Raw genomic sequence first — 26,654 nt, 5'->3', positions numbered from 1 at the left:
TCACGGCGCGGCGCCGCCCGTTTCGGGAAAGGCGTCGCGCCAGCGGGCCCGGAACAGCGCCTGCTTGTGCGCGTCGAGCGCGATCAGCAGCGCCGGGCCGAGGGCGATGGGGCGCTGCAGGGTCTCGGCCGCCCCGCCAAGATCAAGCGCCGTGCTCTCGCCATCCTCGAGCCGCACGATCAGAAGCGCCTGCTCCAGCGCCACGCGCCCCTCGGGCGAGAGCAGGAAATCGACGAGTTGCGTCGCGGCGCGGGGCTGACCGGCGGTGCTCGGGATCATCGCGGCGCGCGACAGCACCAGCGTGTAGTCCAGCGGCGCCACTACTCCGAGACGCGGGTCGCGGCGCGCGCGGACCAGCGCATAGGACCCCAGCACGTTGTAGGCCACGAGGTAGCGCCCCTCGGCCACGCCGTCGATGATCTCGGCCGAGCAGCAGGTGGCGATGGCCCCCGAACGGCCGAAGCTTTCCATCAGGCCGCCGAAGGTGGTGGCCTCCATGGAGTCCGCGAAGGCAAAGAGGTAGCCCAGCCCCGAACGCTCGATGTCGTAGGTGGCGACGCGGCCGCGGAACGGGCTTTCGGTCGGGCGCAGCAGGTCCAGCAGGTCGAAGCGCGAGCGCGGCACCTGCGCGGGCGGCACGAGATCGCGGTTGTAGACCATCACCGCCGGTTCGCGGGTGACGCCCCACAGCTCGTCGCGCCAGACCAGCGGATCGGGCAGCGCGGCGGTGATGGCCGAGCGGTGCGGCCGGGCGCAGCCCTCGTTCACCAGATCCACCATTTGGTGCACTGCCGAGGAGATCACCAGATCGGCCCCGGCACGCCCGGCGGCGCAATCCGACGCTTGCAGCCCATAAAGCGCGTTCGAGCCCCATTGCTCGTAGGCGACGCGCAGACCGGGCCGGGTTTCGAGAAAGCGCTCGATCACCGGGCCCAGCACCGCGATGTCGGTGGTGGAGCGCAGCCGCAGCGTCTCGGTCGCGCTCTCCGGTCCGAAATCCCGGACCAGCTCCTGAGCGGCCACGGGCGCGGTCATTAGCGCCCAAGCGATAAGAGCGGCGCGGATCACGCGACCGCCCTCGGCAGCGACAGCGCCGCTTCGAAGCCATCCTCGCGCGGGCCGAGCCGCAGCGCGCCGCCATGGCTCTGCGCCACCTCGCGCGCGATGGCGAGGCCAAGCCCGGCACCGCCCGGCGCATGCGAGGCAAAGCGCGCCCCCAGACCTTCGAGGATCGCGGGCGCGGGGCCGGGGCCACCATCGCGGACGAACAACAGGAGGGTGCCGTCCTCGCGCGCCACGCCGAGCCGGATCGGCGCGCGGCCATGGGCCAGCGCGTTGGCGGCGAGGTTCTTGCCGGCCTCGACCAGCGACAGCGCATCGCCGCGCACCACGACCGGGCCCGGCGGCAGGTCGAGCCGGATCGCGGCGCCGCCGGGCGCGTCCTCCAGCGCCTCGTAGATCTCGAGCGCCACGTCGCGCAGGTCGATGGCATTGCGCGGTGCGGTGTCGCTGCGATGGATGATCATGGCACGGTCGAGCATTCGGTCGAGCAGCCGCGACAGCCCGACGCTGCGTTCGTGGATCCGTGCCAGAAGCCGGTCGCGCCGCGCCGGGTCGGTCTCCTCCTGCGCGTCCTGCGCCTGCGCGCGGATCGCCGCGACCGGGGTGCGCAGCTGGTGCGCGGCGTCGCCGATCAGGTTGCGACTGGCGGCGGCCTGCCGGTCGAGACGGCCCATGAACCCGTTCAGCGCGCCCAGCATCGGCGCGATCTCGGTAGGCATCGGCAGGGTGATCGGTGTCAGATCGACCGGATCGCGCCGGGCCAGCGCCCGGCCCAGCCGCTGCAGCGGGCGCAGCGCCGAGAGCGTGGCGAGCCAAGCGAAAAGCCCGATGGCGAGCCCCGCCGTCGCCAGGACGACGAGCGCGCCGCCGGCGATGTCGCGCGCCAGCGCCTGCCGCGCCCGCAGCGTCTGGCCGATGATCACCCGCACCGGTCCCGAAAAGCTGCGCTCGGCAAAACGGCGGGTGACGGCGACGTAGCGCCCGGGCTCGGCCCCCAGTGCACCGTCGTAGAATACCGGCCCGGTGCCGTCCTGACGCGGTGGGGCGGGGGCGTCCTCGGCCCCGGTGAGCGTGGTGCCGTCCGGGCCGGTGACGCGGTAGCGGATCCGATCCTCCGGCGCGAGCGCCAGCATCTGGAAGGCCGAGGCCGGCATGTCCACCAGCGCCGCGCCGTCGCGGATGCTGATCGAGGCGGCGATGTCGCTGGCCGCGCCCAGAAGCAGCCGGTCATAGGCCTCTCGCGCCGCCTGCCGCCCATAGGCCAGCGCCACCGACAGCACCACGATCCCGCCCAGCCCCAGGACCGCGCCCACCGCCAGCGCCACCCGCGCCTTGAGTGACCAGCTCCGCGTCTCAGCCATCGAGGTCGAGCCGGTAGCCGAGGCCGCGATGGGTCTCGATGGAGACCCCGGACCCGGCGAGTTTCTTGCGGAGCCGTGCCACGTAGAGTTCGATCGTGTTGGTGCCGACATCGGCGTTCTCGAAGCCGAACAGCCCGTCGAACAGCCGGTCCTTGGGCATGATCCGGCCGCGATTGGCGATCAGCAGGTTCAGGAGCGCCAGTTCGCGCCGCGTCGCCGTCACCGCCGCCCCGTTCACCCGCAGGCTTTGCGCGCCCGCGTCGAAATCGAGCCCGGCCAGCGCGATCCGGTTCTCGGCGCGCCCGGCCTCGCGCCGGATCAGCGCCCGCAGCCGGGCCTCCAGCTCGCGCAGGTCGAAGGGCTTCACGAGATAGTCGTCCGCACCCTCGTCGAGCGCGCCGACTCGGTCCTCGACCGAGAACTGCGCGGTGAGCACCAAGACCGGGATGAGATCTCCCGCGCGGCGGCGCTCGCGCAGGAAATCGCGGCCCGAGCCGTCCGGCAGGTTCAGGTCGAGCACGATGGCGGCATAGCCGGTGATGTCGATGCAGGCGCGCGCATCTGCCAGCGTCGCGGCGATGTCGCAGGCAAAGCCCGCCCGCCCTAGGCTCGCGCTCGCGGCCTCGGCGACATCCGGCGTGTCCTCGACGATCAGTATCCGCATGCGCTCCTCCGGCTGCCCAGCATAGGGGCGTCGCGGCGCGGAAAGAAGCCCGAAGCCGTGGCATGACAGCTTGATGACAGCTTGACGCGGCACAAGGGCGGACGAGGCTGCCGGAGAGTGCTCCGGACGGCCAGAGACCACAGGGAGGACAGACATGACCATCACGTTCCGCCGCGGCCTGATCGCCGCCGCGTTCCTGGGCACCGCGCCCGCCGCGCTTATGGCGCAGGACTTCACGCCCGAGAACCCCGAATGCATCGCCCCCGCCAACCCGGGCGGCGGCTGGGACTTCACCTGCCGCCAGGTCGGCAAGACCCTGCAGGATCTCGGCCTGATCCCCTCGACCATGCAGGTCGTCAACCTCGCCGGCGGCGGCGGCGGCGTGGCCTTTGCCGAGGTCGTCAACAAGCGCAAGGATGACAACGGCCTGATCGTTGCGGCCTCTTCGGCCACCGCGACCCGGCTGGCGCAGAACGCCTATCCCGGTAACACCATGGACCAGGTGCGCTGGCTGGGCTCGGTCGGCGCCGATTACGGCGTGATCGCGGTCTCCGCCGACAGCGAGGTGCAGGACCTGCCGCAGCTGATGGAAATGATCAAGAACGACCCGACCTCGGTGTCGATCGGTGGCGGCTCGGCCGTGGGCGGCTGGGATCACCTCAAGGTGCTGATCGCGGCGCAGGAAGCCGGCATCGAGGATGTGCGCGGCGTCAAGTACATCGCCTTCGACGGCGGCGGCGAGGCGGTGACGCAGCTGCTGGGCGGCTCGCTGCAGGCCTTCACCGGCGACCTGTCGGAATCGACCGGCTTCATCGAATCGGGCGACATCCGCGTCCTCGCCGTTCTGGCGCCCGAGCGGCTCGCCGGCGAGTTCTCTGAGATCCCGACCGCCAAGGAGCAGGGCATCGACGCGGTCGGCGCCAACTGGCGCGGCTTCTACGGCCCGGGCGAGATGTCGGACGCGGCCTATGACTACTGGTCCGGCGCGATCGACCAACTCTATTCCAGCGAGGAATGGCAGGCGATCATGGAAGCCAACGGCCTCGCGCCGCTCGACCTGCAGGGCGAGGAATTCCAGGCCTTCGTGCAGGAATCGGTGAGCGAGATCACCGAGCTGTCGAAAGAGATCGGCATCATCCAGTAACCGCCCCAAGGGGCAGGGACGGGACGCCGCCTTCCGGCGCGCCCCGTCCCGCAATTCCGGGAGGGTCGCATGAGCGATCGCATCTTCGGCGGCATCGGTCTGATGCTCTCGCTTCTCTACATCTGGCGCGCCACCCTGATCCCCGACAGCTTCATGTCCGACGCGGTCGGGCCGCGCGCCTTTCCCTATGGCATCGCCGCCGTCATGGCGCTGGCCTCGATCTGGTTCCTGATCAAGCCCGACCCCGAGCCGGAATGGCCCCGCCTCGGCCGGCTGGCCGAGATCGGATTCGCGGCGATGGTGATGATCGCCTACGCGCAGCTGCTGCCCGAGTTGGGCTTCGTCATCTCGACCGCCTTTGCTGCCGCCTACCTGACCTGGCGGCTCGGCTCGTCGCCGCTGCAAAGCGTGCTGATCGGTGTCGGCACCTCGCTCGGGATCTACGCCATCTTCCATCTCGTCCTCGGGCTCAGCCTCGCCCGTGGGCCCCTGGGCTTCTGAAGGAGCGATCATGGAACTGCTCGCATCACTCGGCGACGGCTTCGCCGTCGCCCTCACCTGGCAGAATCTCGGCCTCGCGCTGATGGGCTGCTTTCTCGGCACGATCATGGGCGCGCTGCCCGGCCTCGGGCCGTCCAACGGCGTCGCCATCCTGATCCCGCTGGCCTTCACGCTGGGCCTTGGCGCGACGCCCTCGCTGATCCTGCTGACCTCGGTCTATTACGGTGCCATGTATGGCGGGCGGATATCGTCGATCCTGCTCAACATCCCGGGCGACGAACCGGCGATGATGACTTGTCTCGATGGATATCCGATGGCCCGCAATGGCCGCGCCGGCGAGGCGCTGGCGCTGTCGGGCATCGCCTCCTTCGTCGGTGCCTTCTTCGCGACATGGGGCCTCGTGCTGCTGGCTCCGCAACTCGTGAAGGTGGCGCTGCTGTTCGGCCCGGCGGAGTATTTCGCGCTCTTTGCGCTCGCCTTCATGACGCTGGGCGGCGTGTCCTCGACCAACCAGGCGAAATCGGCCTTCGCCGCGGCGCTGGGCCTCGGCCTCGCCATGGTCGGCGTCGACACCCAGACCGGCGTGCCGCGCTTCACCTTCGGCGAGGTGCACCTCTATGACGGCATCGACTTCCTCGTCGCCATCGTCGGGCTGTTCGCGCTCTCGGAGGTGTTCATCTTCCTCGAGCATCGTGGCACCGACAAAGATGCCAGCACGGCGCCGAAGCTGAACATCGGCCGCATCACCCCGTCCTGGAAAGTGTTGAAATCCTGCACGCCGACGATGATCCGCACCACGATCCTGGGCTTCATCGCGGGCGTGCTGCCCGGCGCGGGCGCCTCGCTCGGCTCCTTCATCTCCTATTCGATGGAGAAGAAGCTGGTCGATCGCGACAACACCTTCGGCACCGGCGACCCGCGCGGCGTGGCGGCCCCCGAGGCCGGCAACAACGCCGCCGCCGGCGGGGCGCTTGTGCCGATGCTGGCGCTGGGCGTGCCAGGCTCGGGCACCACGGCGGTGCTGCTGGCGGTGCTGCTGTCGCTCAACATCACGCCCGGCCCGCTGCTGTTCACCCAGAACCCCGACGTGGTCTGGGGCCTGATCGCTGCGTTGTTCATCGGAAACTTCATGCTGCTGGCGATGAACATCCCGATGGTGGGGCTGTTCGTGCGGGTGCTGATGGTGCCGCCGCGCATCCTGATGCCGATCGTCGCGATGGTCTCCTTCGTCGGCATCTACGGCATCTCCGGCTCCAGCTTCGACCTGATGGTGATGGTCGCCTTCGGCGTCGCCGGCTGGCTGCTGCGCAAGCTCGACGTGCCGCTGGTGCCGGTGATCCTCGGCACGCTTCTGGGCAACGCCATGGAGGTGAACATGCGCCGCGCGGTGACCATCGCCGATGGCGACTACTCGGTGCTGTTCGGCTCCTGGCTGACGCTGGCGCTCTGGGCCGTGGCGATCATCGGCTTCGTGCTGCCGATCTTCGTGGGCGGCGTGGTCAAGGCGCGGATGCGCGGCGCGGCCCAGCGCGAGGCGGCGATCACCGACTGATGCAAGCGGACGGGACGGGGGCGAGAGACCCCCGCCCGGAGCGGGGGAGAGGCACGGGCCGCGCGAGGATGCGCGGCCTGTGCGCGTTCAGGCGAGCCCCACCGCCCGCAGCAGCGCCTCCTGCCCGAAGGGCTTGGTCAGCACCCGCGCCTGCGGCAGGTTCTCTGCGCCGGGCACCGTGTCGCGGCCGGTGGCGAAGATCACCGACAGATCCGGCTGGCGCGCCACCGCGTCGCGCGCCACCTCGAGGCCGGAGCGGTCCGGCAGGCCCACATCGATCAGGAGCCGGTCCGCCGGTGCCGCCTCCAGGAGCGCCAGCGCCTGCGCGCCCGTCGCGGCCTCGCGCACCTCGGCGCCCGCGGCCATCAGCATCTCCACCAGATCCAGCCGGATGAAGGTGTCATCCTCGCAGACCACGACCCGCAGGCCGCCAATGCCCTCGGTCCGCGCAGGCATGACCGGGGCCGGGGCCACAGCCGGGGTAGGCGCAGGTCTCGGCGTCGCCTTGCTCGGAGCGGCGGCGCTCTCCGATCCGGCCGGTCGGTCGAGCAGTTCGCGCAGCCGCCGCGCCAGGGTCTCGCGGCGATAGGGTTTGGGCAGCAGCTGGATGCCTTCGTCGAGACGGCCGTCATGCACGATCGCATCGCGCGAATAGCCCGAGGCGAACAGCACCGGCAGCCCCGGCCGCAGCGCCTGCGCCCGCTCGGCCATTTCGCGGCTGGTGAGCCGCCCGGGCATCACCACGTCGGTGAGCAGCAGGTCGAAGCCGCGATCGGATTCGATCACGCCAAGACCGGCATCGGCATCCTCGGCTGTGATCACCGCGTAGCCCAGATCCTCCAGCATCTCGGCCGCAACCTGCCGCACGTCGAAATCATCCTCGACCAGCAGCACCGTTTCGCGACCGCCGAGCACCGGCCCGGCGCTGCGCTGCGGCGCCGGGGCCGCGGTCCTGAGCGAGCGGGGCAGGTAGACCCGTACCGTCGTGCCGCAGCCCGGCGCGCTGTCGATCGTCACATGGCCGCCGGACTGCTTCACGAAACCATAGACCATCGCCATGCCGAGCCCGGTGCCCTTGCCCTCGGGCTTGGTGGTGAAGAAGGGCTCGAAGATCTTCTCGATCACTTCGGGCTCCATGCCGCTGCCGTCATCCTTGACCGAGAGCCGCACGTATTCGCCCGGCACCACGTCGGTCATCGCCCGTGCGGTCCCGGCATCGATCTCGGTGTTGCCCAGCTCGATCGTGAGCCGGCCCTGGCCCTGCATCGCGTCGCGCGCGTTCACGACGAGGTTCAGGAGCGCGTTCTCGAGATTGGCGGCGTCGACCAGCGTGTTCCACAGCCCCGGCGCCACCCGGGTTTCGACCCGCACGCCCTCGCCCACAGCCGAGCGCAGGATCGGGGTCAGCTCGTCCAGCATCCGCCCCAGATCGACGGCGCGCGGCTCGAGCGGCTGGCGCCGGCCGAAGGCCAGGAGTTGCGCCGCGAGCGTGGCGCCGCGTTCGACCGCGCCCATAGCCTGGCCGATCCGCCGCGCCGCCGGCGCATCGGGGCCAAGCTCGCGCTGGGCCAGCTGCAGGCTGCCGGTGATCGCCTGCAGCAGGTTGTTGAAATCATGCGCAACGCCGCCCGCGAGATTGCCGATCGCCTCCATTTTCTGGCTCTGGCGCAGAGTCGCGTTGACCTCCTCGAGCGCCCGGTTGCGGTTCTCGACCCGTTCCTCGAGCGTTGCGTTCAGCTCGGCCAAAGTCGCCTCGGTCGCCTTGCGGTCCTCGATGTCGGTATTGGTGCCGATCCATTGCGCGATCCGCCCTTCGGGGTCGCGCACCGGCACCGCGCGCACCAGGAACCAGCGCCAGCTGCCATCCGCCCGCCGCAGGCGGAATTCGGTCTCGTAAGTCTCGCCACGCGCGATCGAGCTCTCCCAGACCGGAACCACCTGCGCCAGGTCGTCGGGATGCACGATCCGGCCCCAATCCTCGCCCAGCAGCTGGCCGTCGCTGGTGCCGGCATAGGCATGGATCGGGTCGCTGACCCAGTCGAGCATCCCGTCCGGCCGGGCGGTCCAGACATGGGCCGGCATGTTCTGCGCCAAGGTGCGGAATCGCTCCTCGGCGTTGCGCAGCTCGGTCACCGCGCGATGCTGGGCGGTGACGTCGTGGCCCTGTATGAGGATACCGATGGTGCGACCGTTGGGGCCGAAGAGCGGCTGGTAGACGAAGTCGGCGAAGACTTCCTTGCGCTGGCCCTCATCGTCCTCAAGATATGCCTGCACGCCGTGCATGGTGAGCGGCTCGCCGCTGTGCCAGACCTGATCGAGCAGCTCCATGAAGCCTTGCTCCACCACCTCCGGCAGCGCCTCGCGGGCAGGCCGTCCGATCAGCTGCCGGTCGACGCCGACGATCTGCATGTAGGCGCGGTTCGCGAGGCGGAAGACGTGATCGGGTTCGCTGACGATGGCGATGAAGCTCGGCGCCTGGTCGAACACCGTCTCGAAGAACCGCGTTGCCATGCCGAGCTCGAGGTTCTGCTGCGCCACGCTCTCGGCCCGGAGCAGCATCTCGCCTTCCTTGCCGCGCTCCGCGAGCTGCTTTTCGCCGGGCTCTCCGCGATGCGCCCGCATGTACAGGTCGGTCACGTCATGGGTGTTCTGAAGCAAATACTGCACCCGGCCGTCATCCCCCGGGATCGGCGTATGGGTAGCGCTCCAGTAGCGGTGCTCGGCCTGACCCTCGGCATCGGCGATCGGGTAGGGGATCAGCGGCAGGTGATCGGTCCGGCCACTACGAAATACCCGTTCGAAGGAGGCGTGCAGCATCGCCTCGGCTTCGCCCTGGGCGGGAAACACTTCGGGTACGCTGCGGCCCAGCAGCTGTTCGGGGCTGCGCCCGGTGACCTCGCAATAGGCCCGGTTCACCCAGACATAGCGCAGGTCGCGATCGATCAGCATGTAGGCCGTCGCGGCCGATTCGAAGGCCGTGCTGATGTCGAGCGTCATCGGAAAATTCCTGCGATTGCCAGCCCGCCAGATATATCGGCATCGCGCCCGCGAACAAGGAGGAGGGCGGGCCGCAATGCAAATCGGAGCGCGGGGACGGGCGGAACTAGACGCGGCGCCGATCTGGTCAAGAATAATTACCAGTTGCGTTTACGTGGCCGAACCTCAATGATCATGGTGGCCGCGCGGGGGAGCGCCGGCCCAATTGGATATCTGGGAGGAGTTCATGACAGTTACCCCGAAGAAGACCGCGCAGGTGTCGCGGCGTTCGTTCCTGCGCAAGGGCGCGCTCGGCGCGGGCGTCACCGCGGCCGGCGGTCTCGCCGCACCCGCCGTGCTCGCCCAGAGCCCGATCGTCGTGAAGCTGCAGACCTCCTGGCCGGCCTCGGACATCTGGCAGGAAATGGCGCAGGCCTATGCCGATCGCGTCGAGGCGATGTCCGGCGGCAGGCTCAAGGTCGACGTGCTGCCCGCCGGCGCCGTGGTCGCGGCGTTCCAGGTGATGGACGCGGTGAGCGACGGCCTGATCGACATGGCCCATTCGGTGCCGGTCTACTGGTACGGCAAGAACAAGGCCGCCTCGCTGTTCGGCACCGGCCCCGTCTTCGGCGGCTCGGCCGACACCATGCTGGGCTGGTTCTATGCCGGCGGCGGCAAGGAGTTCTACGCCGAGCTGATGGACACGATGGGTCTCGACGTCGAGGGCATGCTCGGCTTCCCGATGCCGGCGCAGCCCTTCGGCTGGTTCAAGAGCGAGGTCGCCAGCGTCGACGATATCAAGGGCCTGAAGTACCGCACCGTGGGCCTCGCGGCCGACCTGATGCAGTCGATGGGCATGTCGGTGGCGCAGCTGCCGGGCGGCGAGATCGTGCCCGCCATGGAGCGCGGCGTGATCGACGCCTTCGAGTTCAACAACCCGACCTCCGACAGCCGCTTCGGCGCGCAGGACGTGGCCAAAAACTACTATCTCTCGTCCTACCACCAGGCCTCCGAGAGCTTCGAGTTCCTGTTCTCCAAGAGCTTCATGGAAGGGCTCGACCCCGACCTGCAGGCGATCATGCGCCACGCGGTCGAAGCCGCCTCGACCGCGAACTCGGCGACCGCGCTGGATCAGTATTCGCGCGACCTGCAAAAGCTCTCCGAGAGCGGCGTCACCGTGCACCGCACGCCGCAGGCGATCCTCTCGGCCCAGCTCGACGCCTGGGACGCGCTGATCCCCGAGCTCGAGCAGGACGAGTTCATGAAGCGCGTGCTCGACAGCCAGCGCGAATGGGTCGAACGCGTGACCTACTACACGCTGATGAACTCGCCGGACTACACGCTCGCCTACGAGCACTACTACCCCGGCAAGCTGGCGCTCTGAGCCAAGCCTGACCGCCCGGCGGCGCGACCGCGTCGCCGGGCCCGCAACCATACGGGACGCGAATGCTCGGATACATCAAATTCGCCGACGCCCTCTCCGCCGCCTTCGGCAAGGTCTTCGGCTGGCTCATCGTGCTGATGACCTTCGGGGTCAGCTACGAGGTCTTCGTGCGCTACGTGCTGGGTGCGCCCACGCCCTGGGCGCTCGACCTCTCCTTCATCATGTACGGCACCTTGTTCATGATCGGCGGCGCCTACACGCTGTCGCGTGGCGGTCATGTGCGCGGCGACTTCCTCTACCGGCTCTGGCCGGTCAGGGTGCAGGCCGCGGTCGATGGCCTGCTCTACATCATATTCTTCTTTCCCGGCGTCTTCGCGCTGATCTTCGCGGGCTGGAAATACGCCTCGCGCTCCTGGCAATACGGCGAGGTTTCGGTCAACAGCCCGGCGGGCGTGCCGATCTACCAGTTCAAGACGGTGATCGTCGCCGCCGGTATTCTGCTCGCAATCCAGGGGATCGCGCAGGTTTTCCGCTGCATCCTCGCGATGCGCGACGGCGTCTGGCTCGCCGCGGCGGAGGATGTCGAGGAGACCGAGCAGCTTCTGATGAAGCAGATGACCGCCCCCAGCGATCACCCGGACATGAAATGACGCGCGGCTTCCGCGTTAACCCGATACGGAGCGCACGCACGTGACCGAACCGCAAATCGCCCTGATGATGCTGGGCGTCTTCATCTGCCTCGTCTTCCTGGGCTTCCCCATCGCCTTCACGCTGATGGCGCTCGGCATCGGCTTCGGCTACTACGCCTATTTCGATGCCGGCCGCATGTGGCGCAACTTCGACCGCCTCGAACCCGAGATCGCCAGCTGGTGGGAGAGCACCTCGACCTGGATCGAGGGGTTCCTGAACAACCGCGTCTTCGACCTGTTCATCAACCAGACCTACACGGTGATGTCGAACGAGGTGCTGACCGCGGTGCCGCTGTTTTTGTTCATGGGCTACATCGTCGAGCGCGCGAACATCGTCGACCGGCTGTTCACCACGCTCAACATCGCCTCCAAGAACGTGCCCGGCTCGATGGGCGTCGCGGCCCTCGTGACATGCGCGCTCTTCGCCACCGCCACCGGCATCGTCGGCGCCGTGGTGACGCTGATGGGCCTGTTGGCGCTGCCCGCCATGCTCAAGGCGCGTTACGAGCCCTCCTTCGCCGCGGGCATCATCTGCGCCGGCGGCACGCTGGGCATCCTGATCCCGCCCTCGATCATGCTGATCGTCTATGCCGCGGCCTCGGGCGTCTCGATCGTCCGGCTCTATGCCGGCGCGCTGCTGCCGGGCCTCGTGCTCGTCGGCCTCTACCTGACCTATGTAGTCGGCCGCTCGATCCTCCAGCCCTCGGTCGCGCCGCGTCCGACCAAGGACGAAGTGCCCGACGTGCCGCTGGGCAAGCTCCTGTGGATGCTCTTCACCTCCTTCTTTCCGCTGGCGGTGCTGATCCTGTCGGTGCTGGGCTCGATCCTCTTCGGCCTCGCCACCCCCACGGAGGCCGCCGCGATCGGCGCGCTGGGCGGCATGGTGCTGGCGGTGATCTACCGCGCCATGACCTTCCAGCGGCTGCGCGAGAGCGTCTATCTTACGGTGCGGACCACGGCGATGGTGTGCTGGCTCTTCGTCGGCTCCTACATCTTCTCCTCGGTCTTCTCCTATCTGGGCGGCGAGCACCTGATCTCGGAGTTCGTCTCGGGCCTCGACCTGACCCCGGTGCAGTTCCTGATCCTGGCGCAGCTGATCATCTTCCTTCTGGGCTGGCCGCTGGAATGGTCGGAGATCATCATCATCTTCGTGCCGATCTTCCTGCCGCTGCTGGAGATCTTCGGGGTCGATCCGCTGTTCTTCGGCATCCTCGTGGCGCTGAACCTGCAGACCTCGTTCCTGACCCCGCCGATGGCGATGTCGGCCTACTACCTCAAGGGCATCGCGCCCCCCGAGGTGCGGCTGACGCAGATCTTCAAGGGGATCATGCCGTTCCTCGCCATGGTCGTGGTCTCGATGGTGCTGGTCTACATCTTCCCGAACCTGGTCTTCGGACTGCCGGAGCTGTTCTATGGGCGCTGAGATGAAAGCGAAGCCGATGCCCAAGGGTCATGTCGCGATGCTCGACCTGTCGGCGCGCGAGCTGCGCGATCGGATGGCGAGCGGGGCGCTGAACGCCACGGATCTGGTGCAGGCCTGCCTCGACCGGATCGCGGCGCTGGAGCCGGAGATCCAGGCCTGGGCCTGGCTCGACGGCGGCTACGCGATGCAACAGGCGCAGGCGCTCGACGCGGCGCGCCGCGCGGGGCGGCCCACCGGCCCGCTGCACGGGCTGCCGGTGGCGCTCAAGGACGTGATCGACACCGCGAAGGTGCCCACACAGAACGGCACCCCGCTCGACGAGGGCAGGGTGCCCCAGCGCGACGCGGCGCTGGTCGAACGGCTGCGTGCCGCCGGCGCCGTCATCCTCGGCAAGACGGTGACGGCGGAGCTGGCGTTCCTGCATCCGGGCAAGACCCGCAACCCGCACGACGCCGCCCGCACCCCGGGCGGCTCCTCCTCCGGCTCGGCCGCCGCGGTGGCCGCCGGCATGGTGCCGCTCGCGGTCGGCACGCAGACGGGGGGCTCGGTGATCCGGCCCGCCTCGTTCTGCGGCACGGTGGGATTCAAGCCGAGCTTCGGCGCGATCCCCCGTACAGGCGTGCTGAGCCAGTCGCCATCGCTCGACACGATCGGCGTCTTCGCACGCAACGTCGAGGACGCGGCGCTTCTGGCCGAGGCGCTTTATGGCCACGACGCGGGCGACCGGGCCACCAGCCTCGCGCCGCCGCCCCGGCTGCATTCCACCGCCATGACGGAACCGCCGGTGCGCCCGACCTTGGCCTTCCTGCGCCCGCCGGGCTGGGATCGGGCCGATGCCGACACGATTGCGGGCTTCGGCGAACTGGTCGAGGCGCTGGGCGAGCAATGCTTCGAGACCGCGCTGCCGGGCGCGTTCGAGGAGGCCGCGACGATCCGCGAGCGGATCAACCTCGCCGAGATGGCCAAGTCCTATTACGGCTATGAAAAGCGCGGCCGGGAGCGGCTCTCAGAAGAAATGCGGGAGGCCCTGGATCGGGGCAAGACGATCCCCGCGCGCGACTACATCGCCGCGCTCGACTGGTCCGACGTGCTCTATGCCGGGCTCGAGGAGATCTTCGAGCGCTGTGATGCGATCCTGTGCCCCGCGGCCCTAGGCCCCGCGCCAGAGGGACATGCCAGCACCGGCGATTCCATCTTCAACGGGCTCTGGACGCTGTGCGGCACCCCCGCCGTCACGGTGCCGATCCTGCAATCAGAAACCGGCCTGCCGATGGGCGCACAGCTCGTCGGGCGGCGCGGCGACGACGCGCGGTTGCTGCGCACCGCGCGCTGGCTCGAAGGGCTGCTGGCCGAGGAGACCGACCCATGCTGAACCGCATCATGACCATCGTGGCGCTGGTCTTCTTTCTCGTGTTCCTGTGGATCCTGATCTCGCACATCCCGCGCCTCGATCTCGGCGGCGTGCTCGTCGTGACGGTGGCGCTGGTACTATGGGACGTCTACACGAGCTCCCGCGAAAGCTGAGACCGGCCTAAGCGCCTGGAACGAAAAAGGCCCCCGCACGCTGCGCGGGGGCCTTTTTTCATTGCTGGATCGGCAAGAGCTCAGACGCCGTGGCCGTGCCAGGGCCCGTGCTTGTCTTCGATGCCGTCGATGCGCTCGAAGCCATGCTCGCCGAAATAGTCGCGCTGCGCCTGGATCATGTTGGCGGTGCCGCGCGCGGTGCGCATCGTGTCGAAGTAGCTCAGGCCGGAGGACAGCGCCGGCATCGGGTGGCCATAGCGCGCGCCCAGCGCCACCAGCTCGCGCAGCGCCAAGTGGCCCTCGCGCAGATAGCGCGCGAAGACCGGCGCCAGCATCAGGTTGCGATCCTCGTCCTCGGCCAGCGCCGCGGCCATGTCGTCGAGCATTGCCGAGCGGATGATGCAGCCCTCGCGCCAGACCTTGGCGATCTCGGGCAGGGGCAGGGCCCAGCCGAACTGCTCGGAGGCGGCGGCGATCATGTCGAAGCCCTGCGCGTAGCACAGCACCTTGCCGGCGATCAGTGCCCGCTCGAGCATCTCGTCGGAGACCTTGCCCTCGGGGATCTGCATCGGCGCGGCGCCGAACAGCTCCTCGCCCTCGCGGCGCGCCGCGACGCGGCTCGACAGGTTGCGCGCCACCACGGCGGCCTCGATCGCCGGGATCGGCGCGGCGAGATGCTGCGCCTCGATCGCGGTCCAGCGGCCGGTACCCTTCTGGCCCGCCTTGTCGAGGATCAGGTCGATCATCGGTTCGCCGGTGTGCTTGTCGGCGGCTTTGGTGACGATCGAGGAAATCTCGATCAGGTAGGATTTCAGCGCGCCCTCGTTGAAGCGTGCGAAGGCGTCGCCGATCGCATCCGCCTGCATGCCGAGACCGTCGCGCATCATGCCATAGACCTCGGCGATCATCTGCATGTCGGCGTATTCGATGCCGTTATGCACGGCCTTCACGAAGTGGCCCGCGCCCTCGCGGCCCATCCACGCGGCGCAGGGCTCACCCTTGAACTTGGCCGAGATCGCTTCGAGGATCGGCGAAACGCGGTCCCACAGTTCCTTTTCGCCGCCGCCCATGATGGCGGGCCCGTGCCGCGCCCCGGCCTCGCCGCCCGAAACGCCGATGCCAAGGAAGGACACATCGTCGAGCTCGCGCACGCGGCGGTTGGTGTCGTGGAAATTGGCATTGCCCGCGTCGATGATCAGGTCGTCGGCATCGAGCAGCGGCCTGAGCGCCGCGATCTGCTCGTCGACCGGCGCGCCGGCGGGCACCATCAGGACGATCGCGCGCGGCTTCTCGATCGCGGCGACGAGTTCCTCGTAGCTCTCGGTCGGGATCACCCGCTCTGCGAGGTCGCCCGCCTCGGCATGAAAGGCGCGGGTGACGTCGCTGCGACGGTTCCACACCGCGATGGGAAAGCCCTTCTCGGCGATGTTGAGCGCCAGCGCGCTGCCCATGGTGCCAAGGCCGATCAGGCCGATCTTCGCTTTGTCCTGCTGTGCCATGAGCGGCGCCTCCCTAGTGGTATACCGGGGGGAGACTTAGCGGCGCGCGCGCTCGGGAACAACCGAACTTGCGGCACGCATTCGCGAATTGGCGCGAGGGCAGGAGGCGGCAATGTCGGGGAAACAAGGCGTCGTGGCAGCCCGTAGGGGAATCGAACCCCTCTTTCCAGGTTGAAAACCTGGCGTCCTAACCGATAGACGAACGGGCCACTCTGACGACGGAACCGGTTTCCCGAAAGGGACCTTGATCCGTGAACCGATGGCAGCCCGTAGGGGAATCGAACCCCTCTTTCCAGGTTGAAAACCTGGCGTCCTAACCGATAGACGAACGGGCCGCTCGTCGGTGAGGCGGTGTTTAGGGAAACAGCCTCGGGGTCGCAAGGGGAAAATCGCGCTGGCGCGAAATTGCCGTGGGGGCAGATTTGTCCCGTTTCTCAGCCCGCAGACGCAGCGTCGTCGAGCCTGAGCTGCACCGAGCGGCGGCCCTTCCAAATGTTGAGATCGAGCTTGCCCGCGAGGTGGAACCGCGCGCCGCCATGGCGCGCGAAGGCCGCGCCCATCGGCCCGTCCATCGCGCCGAAGGCGATGCCGTCGAGCCGCCCGCCGATGCCGTCGCCGAAGGAGATCTTCAGATGGCCTTGGCCGACCTCGCGCACGTGGTGCAGCATCACGTCAGGAAAGGCGAAGCGCGGGGCCGGAGCGGCGGCGCCGAACGGGCCCGCCGCCTCGATCCGTTCCACCAGTTCCAGCGAGGCCGCGCCGGGCATCAACACCGAATCGAGCCGCAGGTCGCGTGGTCCCCCGGCACCGGCACCCTGCTTTTCCAAGAGTTCGGAGAGCCGCGCCATCGCCGCGTCGATCATCCCCTCCTCGACGGTGAGGCCGGCCGCCATCTTGTGGCCGCCGCCACGGATCAGAAGCCCCTCGGCCGCGACGCGGTGGATCGCGGCGCCCAGATCGATACCCGGCACCGAGCGGGCCGAGCCCTTGCCGATGCCGTCCTCGATGCCGATCACCACTGCGGGGCGGTTCGTCGCCTCCTTCATCCGCGCCGCCGCAATCCCGACCACGCCCGGATGCCATCCCGCCCCAGCGGCCCAAGCGAGGGGACCCTCCACGCCGCGCGCCTCGGCCTGCTCCAGCGCGGCATCTCGCACCCGCGCCTCGATCTCGCGGCGCTCGCGGTTGAGGTGGTCGAGCTTCTCGGCCAGCGCCGCCGCCTCGTGCGGATCGTCGGTCGCCAGAAGCCGCGCGCCGAGATCGGATTTGCCGATGCGCCCGCCCGCATTGACGCGCGGGCCCAGCAGGTAACCCAGATGATAGGCGGTGGGCGGCACGTCGAGACCCGCCACGTCGGCCAGCGCCACCAGCCCGGCGCGCTGCCTGCGCGCCATGACCTGCAGCCCGGTGCGCACCAGCGCCCGGTTGACGCCGATCAGCGGTGCCACGTCGGCCACGGTGGCAAGCGCCACCAGATCGAGCATCGCCATCAGGTCCGGCCCGGGCTTGCCCGCCTCGCGCAGCCGCCGGTTCAGTTCGACCAGCAGCAGGAACACCACCGCAGCGGCGCAGAGATGCGCCAGATCGCCGCTCTCGTCCTGCCGGTTGGGATTCACCACCGCGACCGCCTCGGGCAGCGTCTCGCCGCCCAAATGGTGGTCAAGCACGACCACGTCGGCGCCCTTGGCGGCGGCGATGGGCTCATGGGACAGCGTGCCGCAATCGACGCAGATGATCAGGTCGTGGTCGCGCGCCAGCTTCTCCATTGCCGGCGCGTTGGGGCCATAGCCCTCCTCGATCCGGTCGGGCACGTAGAGCGTCGCCTGCAACCCCATCCGGCGCAGCCAGACCAGCAACAGCGCCGCCGATGAGCCGCCATCGACGTCGTAATCGGCAAAGATCGCGATGCGCTCGCGGCGCTGCACCGCCTGCATCACCCGCTCCGCCGCCGCGCCCATGTCGCGCAGGCTCAAGGGGTCGGGCAGGAGGTCGCGCAGCGTGGGCGCGAGAAAGCCTGCCATGGTCTCGGCCGAGACGCCGCGCCCCACCAGCGCGTGACACAGCGGCAACGGCAGGTCGCAGCCTTGGGCCATGGCTTGGGCGAGGCGGTCAGCCTCGGCGGCGGGCCCCACCCAGCGGCGGCCGGTGAGCGAGGCGGAGACGTTGAGAAAATCTGGCATGAGGCCGGTGTCGCGCGAAAGCGGCGCCGATGGCAAGCCCGGACGCGACGCCTCGCGGTCACCACGCCGCGACCGTTCGGCGGCGATGAGGGAGCGTAGAAGGGCGCGACCGCCGCCGCGCCCCCTCGTTCATCTTTCCCGAATACGCCGGGGGGAGCCCCGAAGGGGCGGGGGGCAGCGCCCCCGTCCGCGGGCGGGCCTCAGCGGCCGGGCTGGCTGCGATCGATCGGGTTGCGGTAATACATGCGCCGCACCGAGCCGGTCTTGGAGCGCATCAGGATCGTCTCGGCGGTGAGGTAGCCGCCATCGCGGCGGATGCCCGGCACGAGATTGCCGTCGGTGACGCCCGTAGCGGCGAAGATCACGTCGCCGGTGACCAGTTCGTCGCGCGAATAGATCCGGTCGAGATCCTCGATCCCGGCCTTGCGGGCGCGGCCTACCTCGTCCTCGTTGCGGAACAGCAGCCGGCCGAAGATCTGTCCACCCATGCATTTCAGCGCCGCGGCGGCAAGAACCCCCTCGGGTGCGCCGCCGGAGCCCATATACATGTCGATCCCGGTCTTGGCGGGCTCGGCGCAATGCATCACGCCCGCCACGTCGCCATCGGTGATCAGCCGGATCGCCGCGCCGGTCGAGCGCAGCTCGGCGATCATTTCCTCGTGGCGCGGCCGTTCCAACACGCAGACGGTGATGTCACCCGCATCGGTGCCCTTGGCCTTCGCCAGCGCCGCGACCCGCTCGGCCGGGCTCATGTCCAGCGTGACCACGCCCGGCGCAAAGCCCGGCCCGATCGCGAGCTTGTCCATGTAGACGTCGGGCGCGTGCAGCATCGAGCCGCGCGGGCCCATGGCGATCACGGTGAGCGCGTTGGGCATGTCCTTGGCGGTGAGCGTCGTGCCCTCGAGCGGGTCGAGCGCGATGTCCACGGCCGGGCCCTCGCCGGTGCCGACCTCTTCGCCGATATAGAGCATCGGCGCCTCGTCGCGCTCGCCTTCGCCGATCACCACGCAGCCCGCGATGTCGAGCATGTTGAGTTGGGTCCGCATGGCGTTGACGGCGGCCTGATCGGCGGCCTTCTCGTCGCCGCGACCGATCAGCGGCGCACAGGCGATGGCCGCGGCCTCCGACACCCGGGCGAGGCCGAGCGACAGCATGCGGTCGTGGAATTCGGGAGCTTGGGGCATCGGGGAGATCCTCGGGCAATCGTGAAGCGTTGCCTCGACCTAACCGGGCCGCCGATGCGGTGACAAGCGCGTGAGGATATGTTTGCGCAAACGGTGCGCGCAGAGGCGACGCGCACCCGACCGCCGCCACGGAAATCCGCGGATTTGGGCCTGTTTCGAGGGGGGGCCCTCGCCTCAGACCTGCTCGATACGGATCGCGACGGGTGTGCCCTGCACCACGCCGGTGGCTTCGAAGCCCGACAGCGCCTCTTCGAGGGCCGATCGCGTGGTCTTGTGGGTCACGATCAGCACCGGGGCCGAGACGTCCTCGTGGTCGTATTGCCGCATCCGGTCGATCGAGATGCCGGCCTCGCCCAGCACTCGCGCGACCTTGGCCAGCGCGCCCGGCTTATCCAGAAGGCGCATGCGCAGATAGTAGGGCGCGGGCACGGCGGCCTGCGCGGCGCGCGCGGCGCGCAGCCCCGAGGCGGGCTGGCCGAAGACCGGCAGTCGCAGCCCGCGGGCGAGGTCCATCACGTCGCCCATCACCGCGCTCGCGGTCGGGCCCGCGCCGGCGCCGGGGCCGCGCAGCACCACCTGGCCGATCGCGTCGCCTTCGAGCACCACCATGTTGGTGCCGCCCTCGAGTTGGCCGAGCGGCGAGGAGGCGGGCACGAGGCAGGGCGACATGCGCTGCTCCAGACCGCGCCCGGTCATCTGCGCCACGCCCAAGAGCTTGATGCGAAAGCCCATGTCGGCGGCGTGATTGATGTCCTCGATGGTGATCGCGCCGATGCCTTCGAGCTCGACACCCGAGAAGTCGACCTTGGTGCCGAAAGCGATCGCGGCGAGCAGCGCCAGCTTGTGCCCGGCATCGATGCCGCCGACATCGAGCTGCGGGTCGGCTTCGAGATAGCCCAAGTCGGCGGCTTCCTGGAACACCTCGTCATAGGGCAGACCGGCGCTCTGCATCCGGGTCAGGATGTAGTTGCAGGTGCCGTTCATCACACCCATCACACGGGTCATCTCGTTGCCCGCCAGCGATTCGGTGAGCGCCTTGATCACCGGGATGCCACCGGCGACGGCGGCCTCGAAGCGGATCACTCGGCCTTGCGCCTCGGCCCGTTCGGCCAAGGCCTGGCCATGATGGGCGAGCAGCGCCTTGTTGGCGGTGACCACGTCCTTGCCGTGATCGAGCGCAATCTCGACCACGCTTTTGGCGATGCCGTCATGCCCGCCCATCAGTTCTAGCACCACGTCGACATCGTCGCGCGCGGCGAGCTTGGCGGCATCCTCCTCCCAGGCGTAGGCCGAGAGATCGACGCCCCGGTCACGGGTCCGGTCGCGCGCCGAGACGGCGGTGATCTCCACCGCGCGCCCGGCCCGGGCAGCGAGCAGCTCGGGATGGGTCTGGACAATGCGGACGACCCCCGCGCCGACGGTTCCGAGACCGGCGATTCCGAGGCGAAGGGGAGAGGTCATGGGAGGCTCCGGTCTGTCTGGCTGCGCCGGACTGTTAGCCCGTGAAGGGGATCACTGCAACGCGGCAGGGGGCGTCACGCCCGCATCGAGCCTGTCGCGTGCCGAGGGGTCGATCACCGGCGCAGCCCGCAGCGCCTCGGCCCGCGCGGTCAGGGCCTGCAGCCGGGCGTCCCGCGCCGCGCCTGTCGCGGGCGCGTTCGGCACCGGTCGCGTCGCGAGGACGGCGGCCCGCGCCGCCAGATCCTCGGCGCTCTCGGGCGTGACCCGCTGCGATTGCCGTGCCGCATCGGCCTGAGCCAGCAGCGGCACCACGTCGATCAAGGCGGGCGGCGGGCCCGTACGCTCGGCCTCGGGCACGCGGGCGTCGATCTCGGGGAATTGGGTGCAGCCCACGATGATGAGGACGAGCGGCGCGAGTGGGAAAAGGCGGGGCATCTGGGTCCGGGGCTTGGGCGGTCGGAGCTTAGGCCGGGCCGCGGGTGGCGGCAAGCCGGGGCAGGGGTACTGCAGCGGTGGGGGTGACGGGGCCGCGGGGCCGGGCTATGCCAAGGCCGCAACAGCGGGGACGTGGCGATGAAGATCGAATTGCGGGCGGCGCCCGCACGGCGGGCGATGGCGGTGGGCGTGCTCTACGGCTTTGGCGGCGTTGCCATTTACACCGCGCTGTCCGAGGCCTCGGGCCTCGTCTGGGCGCTGGCGCTCTTGTGCCTCGGGGGTGCCGGACTGGGCGCCGGCGAGGCGCTGCGCCGCGCCACGCGGCTGGGGCTGCAACTCGACGAGGCCGGGCTTTCCGACAGCGCCGGCACGCTGCTGGCGCCCTGGCAGGACATTGTCGCGATCGAGCGCGGCAGCTTCTCGCTGCGACCGTCCAACGGCTTTACCCTTCGGCTGGCGAAGCCCGGCGCGCGGGCCTGGCGGCCAGGGTTGTGGTGGCGGCTTGGCCACCGGCTCGGCGTCGGCGGCGTGACATCGGCCAACGAGACCAAGGCGATGGCACAGGCGATCGAGATTCGCCTCGCCGACCGGGTCGCACCGCTCCCCTAGCAGAGCCTGTCGTCGAGGCTTGCCGTGGCGCTGAAGCATAGCTGGTTCGCGAAGCGCAGCTGCGTCACGGCGCGGTCCTCGAAGGTGAAGGGCGCGAGCCCCACGTCGAACAGAGGCATGTAATCGACCCAGGTCTCGATCAGCGTGGCGACCCTGCGATCGGGCATGTCGGGCAATTCGTCGCGTATCTCGGCCAGCATCGTGTCGGTCAGTTCCGGGATGCCCGTGCCACGCGCTTTGGACCAGCGGACCGTGTAGAGGTCTTGGGCGGCGTCATAGGCGAAGACGCTCACCCGGATCCGTGGCACCCGCCCGTCGACCACCAGGAATTGCTGCAAGCTGTGCAAGCTGTTCAAGTAGGTCGGAGAGATGTAGTTGGACTCCCGGCTCAACGCATCGCCGATCGTGTAGGCGGCGCGCGCGTTGGTGGCCTTGGCGCGGAAGGCGTCGAAAAAGACCCAAGACCCGGCGAAGGCCCAGATCAGCAGCGGCAGCATCAGTACTGCCTCGACCACCATCGCCCCCTCGTCACGGCGGCGCAGGCGGCGGGCGAGCCGCGCGGCGATGGAAAACGGCCCCCTCATGGTTCGATCACGAAGGCAGAGGCGGAGGCCAACGCATAAGCGCCGCCCGACTGGCGCGGCAGCGTCGCGCCCAATCCGCTGGTGGGGAAATAGGGATCGAACAGCGAGCAGGCGCGTAACAGCATCAGCTGGTTCTCCACACCGGCGATGAAGCGGCGCACGGGGATCGAGGTGTCGGCACGGTCGACGCAATCGGCCGCGGCAGGCGGCATGAGCCAGGAAAGCGGATCGAGCGGCGTCATCTCGAGCCGCAGGTTGAGCGCGCAGTCGGGCAGCAGCAACGCGTGTTCGCAGATCGAGGCGCTCACGGTCTGATGCGTGACCGGGGTGAGCGTTCCGAGCCGGATGTCGCGCACGGTGATTTCCAGCCCCCTGTCGAGCATCACCTGCCTGAGCGTCACCATGCCCAGCTCGAAGGTCGACATGACCGCCAGCATCAGCAGTGGGAAGATCATCACGAACTCCACCGCGGCGGCGCCGTCGCGGGCGCGCATCAGGCGGCGCAGCAAGGGGGGCAATCGGTTCATTGGATCAGCCTCAGCGCGTTGATCTGGGTGGCGATCGACGTGAAGGCCGAAGCGATCTCAAGCCCCTCGACGCGGTAGAAATGCGAGGGCGAGGAGGCGCAGTCGGCCATCACCCCGGCGGCATGGGCATCGACCTCGAAGCCGATGGTGAAGACGACGATGCCGTTGGCACGGGCGGCGGCGCAGATGGCCTTGGTCCGCAGATCCTTCTGGGTCGACCAGGTGGTGTCGTAGATGCTGTTCCAGTAATCCTTCACCAAGGAGTTATAATTCTGCCGATAGCGCAGATGATGCGCGTGTTCGCCTATGGACATGCGGTTGAAGAGTTCGGCCCAACTCAGCCGCGTGCCGCGCGGCGCCGTGACCCATGTACGATCCTTGGCCCGGAAATATTGGAGCGGCGCGACATAGACGTAGTAGTCATCCGTGCCGTCGAGCCAGACGTCCGAAGGGGCGATCGTGTTGTAGGGTGGGCGGAGCGTATAGTCGCGGGTGTTCTCGCCATCGGTCATCACGACCAGCACCTTCATCCCCTCGGGGTGGTTGAAGTCGCGCGGCCAGCCTGACAGGTCTCCCGAGACCCGACCCAGCCCGAGCATGCCATTGAGCACGCCGCGGGCGGTGGGGTCGAGCAGCGCCGCGCCCCAGTTCACCCCCATCTCGATCGAGGTCCAGCCACTGGCGCTCAGATTCGCGATCTTGCTCTGCAGCGCGTTCCGATCGTTCGACCACGCCATCACCTCGAAAGGGGAATCGGTGCGGCAGACCGGGTTGTTGTTACGCATGCTGCCATAGCTGCCGGAATTGGTGTTGGCCTCGAAATGGCCAGCCTGGATCAGACCGACCGGCAGCTGCGCGGTGGTCAGATAGGCGGTGGGCGGCAGATCCACGCAGTAGCTGTAGTCATGGCCGCCGAGCAGGCCGTATTGCCGCCCAAGGTCGCGCCCAAGATTGACCTGGGTGGAGTAGGGCACGATCGAGATCGACAGGTTCTCGGGCAGGACGCTCGCGAACATGGTGTCGATGAACTCGGCGCCCGCGCTCTTGAGCCGGGTCAGGCGGTTGTTGCTGCCCATCGAGCCCGAGACGTCGAGCACGAGACCGATCTCGATGTCGCTTACCGATTCGGTGGCCGAGCCCGCGGCGGGGGCAGGCATGGTATCGATCCCGGCCATGCGCAGGAAGGTGGCAGGGACGGGCATCTGCGCGCTGGCGCGGACGGTGCGCGAGTTCAGGGTGTTTATCACCTCGACCTCTTGGAGGGCGTCGGACAGCCCCGCCTTGGCGAAGTGATCGCGCACCACCGTTTCGGGATCGAGGCTCTGCTGCAGGTCGGCGGCGGCCAGCACCGCGCGGTCGAGCGTGGATTGCAGGTGGTTGCGCTTGGCCTCGACACGCATCGTGTCGACCCCGAGTCCGCCGACCACCAACATGATTACCATCACGAAGAGCGAGAAGATGATGACCGAACCACTCTCGTCGCGCCGCAGCCGGCCAAGGCCCTGCCGGGTGCTCAAGACCCGGATCATGCCCTTCCTCTGCCGATCATGCGCGTTTCCCATCGAAGTACCCTTTCGTCGACAGGAGCATCCAACACCGCGGGCATGACCAAACTGGGGCGCTGATTGGTCCGGATCGGTGCATTCCGCCACGCCATTGCCGCAAGGGGTGGTCGATTCTCGCGTTTAGCGGTCTAGGATCGGTCAGGGACCGCCGGGACAGGCCGGCAAGATTGGGAGAATCATTCGCCATGACAGAGCACCAGCCTCAGATGGCAGAGCCGGGCTTTCGCGACTCCGTCGACATGATGTTCAACCGCGCCGTGGCGCTGATGGACCTGTCGCCGGGGCTCGAGGAAAAGATCCGCGTTTGCAACGCCACCTATACCGTGCGCTTCGGGGTGCGGTTGCGCGGCCAGATCCACACCTTCACCGGCTACCGTTCGGTGCATTCCGAGCACATGGAGCCCGTGAAGGGCGGTATCCGCTACGCCTCGACCGTGCATCAGGAAGAGGTCGAGGCGCTGGCGGCGCTGATGACCTACAAATGCGCGCTGGTCGAAGTGCCCTATGGCGGCTCCAAGGGCGGCCTCAGGATCGATCCGCGCGATTGGGACGAGCATGAGCTGGAACAGATCACCCGGCGATTCGCCTACGAGCTGGCCAAGCGCGACCTGATCCATCCCAGCCAGAACGTGCCCGCCCCCGACATGGGCACCGGCGAGCGCGAAATGGCATGGATCGCCGACCAGTACGCGCGGATGAACACCACCGACATCAACTCCCGCGCCTGCGTCACCGGCAAGCCGCTCAACTCCGGCGGCATCCATGGCCGGGTCGAGGCGACCGGGCGTGGCGTGCAATACGCGCTGCGCGAGTTCTTCCGTCACCCCGAGGACGTGGCCAAGGCCAATCTCTCGGGCAAGCTCGAAGGCAAGCGGGTCATCGTGCAGGGTCTCGGCAATGTGGGCTACCACGCCGCCAAATTCCTTTCCGAGGAGGATGGCGCCAAGATCACCGCGATCATCGAGCGCGACGGCGCGATCACCGACGAGAACGGCCTCGATGTCGAGGCGGTGCACCAGTGGATTGCCAAGCATGGCGGCCTGAAGGACTATCCCGGTGGCACGCATCACGCGGATGGGGCGCGCCTGCTCGAGGCGGAGTGCGACATCCTGATCCCGGCGGCTCTGGAGAGCACGATCAACCTGTCCAACGCGGACCGGATCAAGGCGCCGCTGATCATCGAGGCCGCGAACGGTCCCGTCACCGCCGGTGCCGACGACATCCTGCGCGAGAAGGGCATCGTCATCATCCCCGACATGTATGCCAATGCCGGCGGCGTCACCGTCTCCTATTTCGAATGGGTCAAGAACCTCAGCCATATCCGCTTCGGCCGGATGGAGCGGCGCGCCGACGAGGCGCGCGCGCAGCTCATCGTCGACGAGTTGGAGCGGCTCTCCAACGATGAGGGGCTGGGCTGGAACCTGTCGAAGAACTTCAAGGAGCGTTACCTGAAGGGCGATGACGAGCTCGAGCTGGTGCGCTCGGGTCTCGATGACACGATGCGCACCGCCTATCAGGCAATGCGGGAGATCTGGCACAACCGCGACGACGTGCCCGACCTGCGCACCGCCGCCTATCTCGTGGCGATCGGCCGGGTGGCGCTGAGCTACCGCTCCAAGGGTCTCTGAGACCCGGCGGCGGAGGCGGCATGGACTGGAGCGCGCCGCTCGACGGCTATTGCGAAAGGCTCGGCCCCGGTTTGTGGGCCGAGCCGCTGAACCTCGTCTCCAACGCCGCCTTCGTCATCGCCGCGATCTGGTGCTGGCACCGCTCAGAGGGGCTGGGCCTGCCGCGGCTGCTCTCGGCGCTGCTCTTCATCATCGGCATCGGCAGCGCGCTGTTCCACTCCTTCGCCACCGTCTGGGCGATGCTGGCCGACGTGCTGCCGATCGCGGTCTTCATCCTCGCCTATGTCTATGCCGCGAACCGGGTGTTCTGGCGCTGGCCCGTCTGGCTATCGGGGCTAGGTGCCGCCGGTTTCGTGCCATGGGCACTGCTGCTCACCCCTCTTTTCGCGACGCTGCCCTTTTTCGAGGTCTCGGCCTTCTACTGGCCGGTCCCGCTCCTGATCGCGCTCTACGCGGTGCTGCTGTGGCGACGCTGGCCGATGGTCGGGCGGGGGATGGCGCTGGGCGCTGGGCTGTTATGCCTGTCGCTGGCCTTCCGCTCGATCGATGAGACCTTGTGCGAGGCAATGCCCGCGGGCACGCATTTCGCCTGGCACGGTCTGAACGGCGTCATGCTGGGCTGGATGATCGAGCTGATCCGCCGGGCGCTGCTTGCGGGACCGCCCGCTGCCCGCTAAAGCCGGGACCGACCAGACAGGAGAG

23 protein-coding genes and 2 tRNA genes are annotated in these 26,654 nt (G+C 68.7%); 11 read left to right on the top strand and 14 right to left on the bottom strand.

Going from position 1 to position 26,654, the window contains the following annotated elements:
- The 3 genes from LOS8367_RS08605 to LOS8367_RS08595 are packed head-to-tail and all read right to left on the bottom strand — an operon-like array spanning window position 1 to window position 3,087.
- Window positions 1-1,068 (bottom strand): ABC transporter substrate-binding protein, encoded by a 1,068-nt coding sequence (locus LOS8367_RS08605; RefSeq protein ID WP_085896081.1) that lies wholly within the window; start codon window positions 1,066-1,068, stop codon window positions 1-3.
- A complete protein-coding gene (locus tag LOS8367_RS08600) occupies window positions 1,065-2,423 on the bottom strand; it encodes a sensor histidine kinase (protein ID WP_085896080.1) in 1,359 nt (452 codons plus the stop codon). The genes LOS8367_RS08605 and LOS8367_RS08600 overlap by 4 nt, the downstream gene beginning before the upstream one ends.
- A complete protein-coding gene (locus LOS8367_RS08595; protein WP_085896079.1) occupies window positions 2,416-3,087 on the bottom strand; it encodes a response regulator in 672 nt (223 codons plus the stop codon). The genes LOS8367_RS08600 and LOS8367_RS08595 overlap by 8 nt, the downstream gene beginning before the upstream one ends.
- Window positions 3,088-3,241: 154 nt before the next feature.
- Between LOS8367_RS08595 and LOS8367_RS08590 the strand changes: the two genes are divergently transcribed.
- The 3 genes from LOS8367_RS08590 to LOS8367_RS08580 all read left to right on the top strand — a co-directional run bounded on the left by LOS8367_RS08590 (window position 3,242) and on the right by LOS8367_RS08580 (window position 6,284).
- Entirely contained in the window at window positions 3,242-4,231 is a 990-nt protein-coding gene (locus tag LOS8367_RS08590) for a Bug family tripartite tricarboxylate transporter substrate binding protein (RefSeq protein WP_085896078.1), read from the top strand.
- Window positions 4,232-4,300: 69 nt separating this feature from the next.
- Window positions 4,301-4,732: a tripartite tricarboxylate transporter TctB family protein gene (locus tag LOS8367_RS08585; protein ID WP_085896077.1), complete on the top strand. Its 432-nt coding sequence runs from the start codon at window positions 4,301-4,303 to the stop codon at window positions 4,730-4,732.
- Window positions 4,733-4,742: 10 nt separating this feature from the next.
- Window positions 4,743-6,284 carry a tripartite tricarboxylate transporter permease gene (locus LOS8367_RS08580; protein WP_085896076.1) on the top strand — a complete coding sequence of 514 codons (1,542 nt, stop codon included), beginning with the start codon at window positions 4,743-4,745 and terminating at the stop codon, window positions 6,282-6,284.
- Window positions 6,285-6,371: 87 nt separating this feature from the next.
- Here the strand turns inward: LOS8367_RS08580 and LOS8367_RS08575 are convergent, their stop codons facing one another.
- Window positions 6,372-9,281, bottom strand: coding sequence for a PAS domain-containing protein (locus LOS8367_RS08575; protein WP_085896075.1), 2,910 nt, complete (start codon window positions 9,279-9,281; stop codon window positions 6,372-6,374).
- Window positions 9,282-9,507: 226 nt separating this feature from the next.
- Between LOS8367_RS08575 and LOS8367_RS08570 the strand changes: the two genes are divergently transcribed.
- The 5 genes from LOS8367_RS08570 to LOS8367_RS19030 all read left to right on the top strand — a co-directional run bounded on the left by LOS8367_RS08570 (window position 9,508) and on the right by LOS8367_RS19030 (window position 14,280).
- Window positions 9,508-10,644: a TRAP transporter substrate-binding protein gene (locus LOS8367_RS08570; protein ID WP_085896285.1), complete on the top strand. Its 1,137-nt coding sequence runs from the start codon at window positions 9,508-9,510 to the stop codon at window positions 10,642-10,644.
- A 62-nt stretch (window positions 10,645-10,706) separates the two neighbouring features.
- Entirely contained in the window at window positions 10,707-11,294 is a 588-nt protein-coding gene (locus tag LOS8367_RS08565) for a TRAP transporter small permease subunit (protein ID WP_085896074.1), read from the top strand.
- Between the two features lie 40 nt (window positions 11,295-11,334).
- Entirely contained in the window at window positions 11,335-12,756 is a 1,422-nt protein-coding gene (locus LOS8367_RS08560; protein WP_085896073.1) for a TRAP transporter large permease, read from the top strand.
- 1 nt (window position 12,757) lies between these two features.
- Window positions 12,758-14,128: an amidase gene (locus LOS8367_RS08555; RefSeq protein WP_242665541.1), complete on the top strand. Its 1,371-nt coding sequence runs from the start codon at window positions 12,758-12,760 to the stop codon at window positions 14,126-14,128.
- The gene (locus LOS8367_RS19030; RefSeq protein WP_165761422.1) at window positions 14,122-14,280 is read left to right on the top strand and encodes a hypothetical protein; all 159 of its coding nucleotides are present in this window, start codon (window positions 14,122-14,124) and stop codon (window positions 14,278-14,280) included. Before LOS8367_RS08555 ends, LOS8367_RS19030 begins: the two co-directional genes overlap by 7 nt.
- A gap of 80 nt (window positions 14,281-14,360) precedes the next feature.
- Here LOS8367_RS19030 and gnd read toward each other — a convergent pair whose 3' ends face one another.
- The 7 genes from gnd to LOS8367_RS08520 form a co-directional block, all read right to left on the bottom strand.
- On the bottom strand, window positions 14,361-15,779 hold the full coding sequence (gene gnd, locus LOS8367_RS08550; RefSeq protein ID WP_085896072.1) for an NADP-dependent phosphogluconate dehydrogenase: 1,419 nt from the start codon (window positions 15,777-15,779) through the stop codon (window positions 14,361-14,363).
- 134 nt (window positions 15,780-15,913) lie between these two features.
- A tRNA-Glu gene (locus LOS8367_RS08545) sits at window positions 15,914-15,988 on the bottom strand.
- A 51-nt stretch (window positions 15,989-16,039) separates the two neighbouring features.
- Window positions 16,040-16,114, bottom strand: a tRNA-Glu gene (locus LOS8367_RS08540).
- 99 nt (window positions 16,115-16,213) lie between these two features.
- Entirely contained in the window at window positions 16,214-17,959 is a 1,746-nt protein-coding gene (gene recJ / locus LOS8367_RS08535; RefSeq protein WP_085896283.1) for a single-stranded-DNA-specific exonuclease RecJ, read from the bottom strand.
- Between the two features lie 200 nt (window positions 17,960-18,159).
- Window positions 18,160-19,143, bottom strand: coding sequence for a class II fructose-bisphosphatase (gene glpX / locus LOS8367_RS08530; protein WP_085896071.1), 984 nt, complete (start codon window positions 19,141-19,143; stop codon window positions 18,160-18,162).
- A gap of 174 nt (window positions 19,144-19,317) precedes the next feature.
- Window positions 19,318-20,604 (bottom strand): homoserine dehydrogenase, encoded by a 1,287-nt coding sequence (locus LOS8367_RS08525; protein ID WP_085896070.1) that lies wholly within the window; start codon window positions 20,602-20,604, stop codon window positions 19,318-19,320.
- 51 nt (window positions 20,605-20,655) lie between these two features.
- Window positions 20,656-21,039: a hypothetical protein gene (locus LOS8367_RS08520; protein ID WP_085896069.1), complete on the bottom strand. Its 384-nt coding sequence runs from the start codon at window positions 21,037-21,039 to the stop codon at window positions 20,656-20,658.
- Window positions 21,040-21,177: 138 nt separating this feature from the next.
- Here LOS8367_RS08520 and LOS8367_RS08515 point away from each other — a divergent pair, with 138 nt between their 5' ends.
- A complete protein-coding gene (locus tag LOS8367_RS08515; RefSeq protein WP_085896068.1) occupies window positions 21,178-21,648 on the top strand; it encodes a hypothetical protein in 471 nt (156 codons plus the stop codon).
- Here LOS8367_RS08515 and LOS8367_RS08510 read toward each other — a convergent pair.
- From LOS8367_RS08510 to LOS8367_RS08500, 3 genes are read right to left on the bottom strand one after another with little or no spacing between them, the layout of a single operon-like run.
- The gene (locus LOS8367_RS08510) at window positions 21,645-22,232 is read right to left on the bottom strand and encodes a TadE/TadG family type IV pilus assembly protein (RefSeq protein ID WP_085896067.1); all 588 of its coding nucleotides are present in this window, start codon (window positions 22,230-22,232) and stop codon (window positions 21,645-21,647) included. The genes LOS8367_RS08515 and LOS8367_RS08510 overlap by 4 nt on opposite strands.
- Window positions 22,229-22,759 carry a TadE/TadG family type IV pilus assembly protein gene (locus LOS8367_RS08505; RefSeq protein ID WP_085896066.1) on the bottom strand — a complete coding sequence of 177 codons (531 nt, stop codon included), beginning with the start codon at window positions 22,757-22,759 and terminating at the stop codon, window positions 22,229-22,231. Before LOS8367_RS08505 ends, LOS8367_RS08510 begins: the two co-directional genes overlap by 4 nt.
- Window positions 22,756-24,288, bottom strand: a complete 1,533-nt coding sequence (locus LOS8367_RS08500) for a TadE/TadG family type IV pilus assembly protein (protein WP_165761421.1) — start codon at window positions 24,286-24,288, stop codon at window positions 22,756-22,758. Before LOS8367_RS08500 ends, LOS8367_RS08505 begins: the two co-directional genes overlap by 4 nt.
- Before the next feature lie 221 nt (window positions 24,289-24,509).
- On the opposite strand from LOS8367_RS08500, the gene LOS8367_RS08495 reads away from it, so the two are divergent.
- Together LOS8367_RS08495 and LOS8367_RS08490 are read left to right on the top strand one after the other, a co-directional pair.
- Window positions 24,510-25,952, top strand: coding sequence for a Glu/Leu/Phe/Val family dehydrogenase (locus LOS8367_RS08495; RefSeq protein ID WP_370737694.1), 1,443 nt, complete (start codon window positions 24,510-24,512; stop codon window positions 25,950-25,952).
- Between the two features lie 20 nt (window positions 25,953-25,972).
- The gene (locus tag LOS8367_RS08490) at window positions 25,973-26,629 is read left to right on the top strand and encodes a ceramidase domain-containing protein (RefSeq protein WP_085896063.1); all 657 of its coding nucleotides are present in this window, start codon (window positions 25,973-25,975) and stop codon (window positions 26,627-26,629) included.
- Window positions 26,630-26,654 lie beyond the last annotated feature (25 nt).

Origin of the sequence: Limimaricola soesokkakensis, assembly GCF_900172345.1 — a bacterium.
Lineage (GTDB): Bacteria > Pseudomonadota > Alphaproteobacteria > Rhodobacterales > Rhodobacteraceae > Limimaricola > Limimaricola soesokkakensis.
Note: the sequence above shows the minus strand (reverse complement) of the source record. Positions and strands in the feature narration are given on the sequence as shown.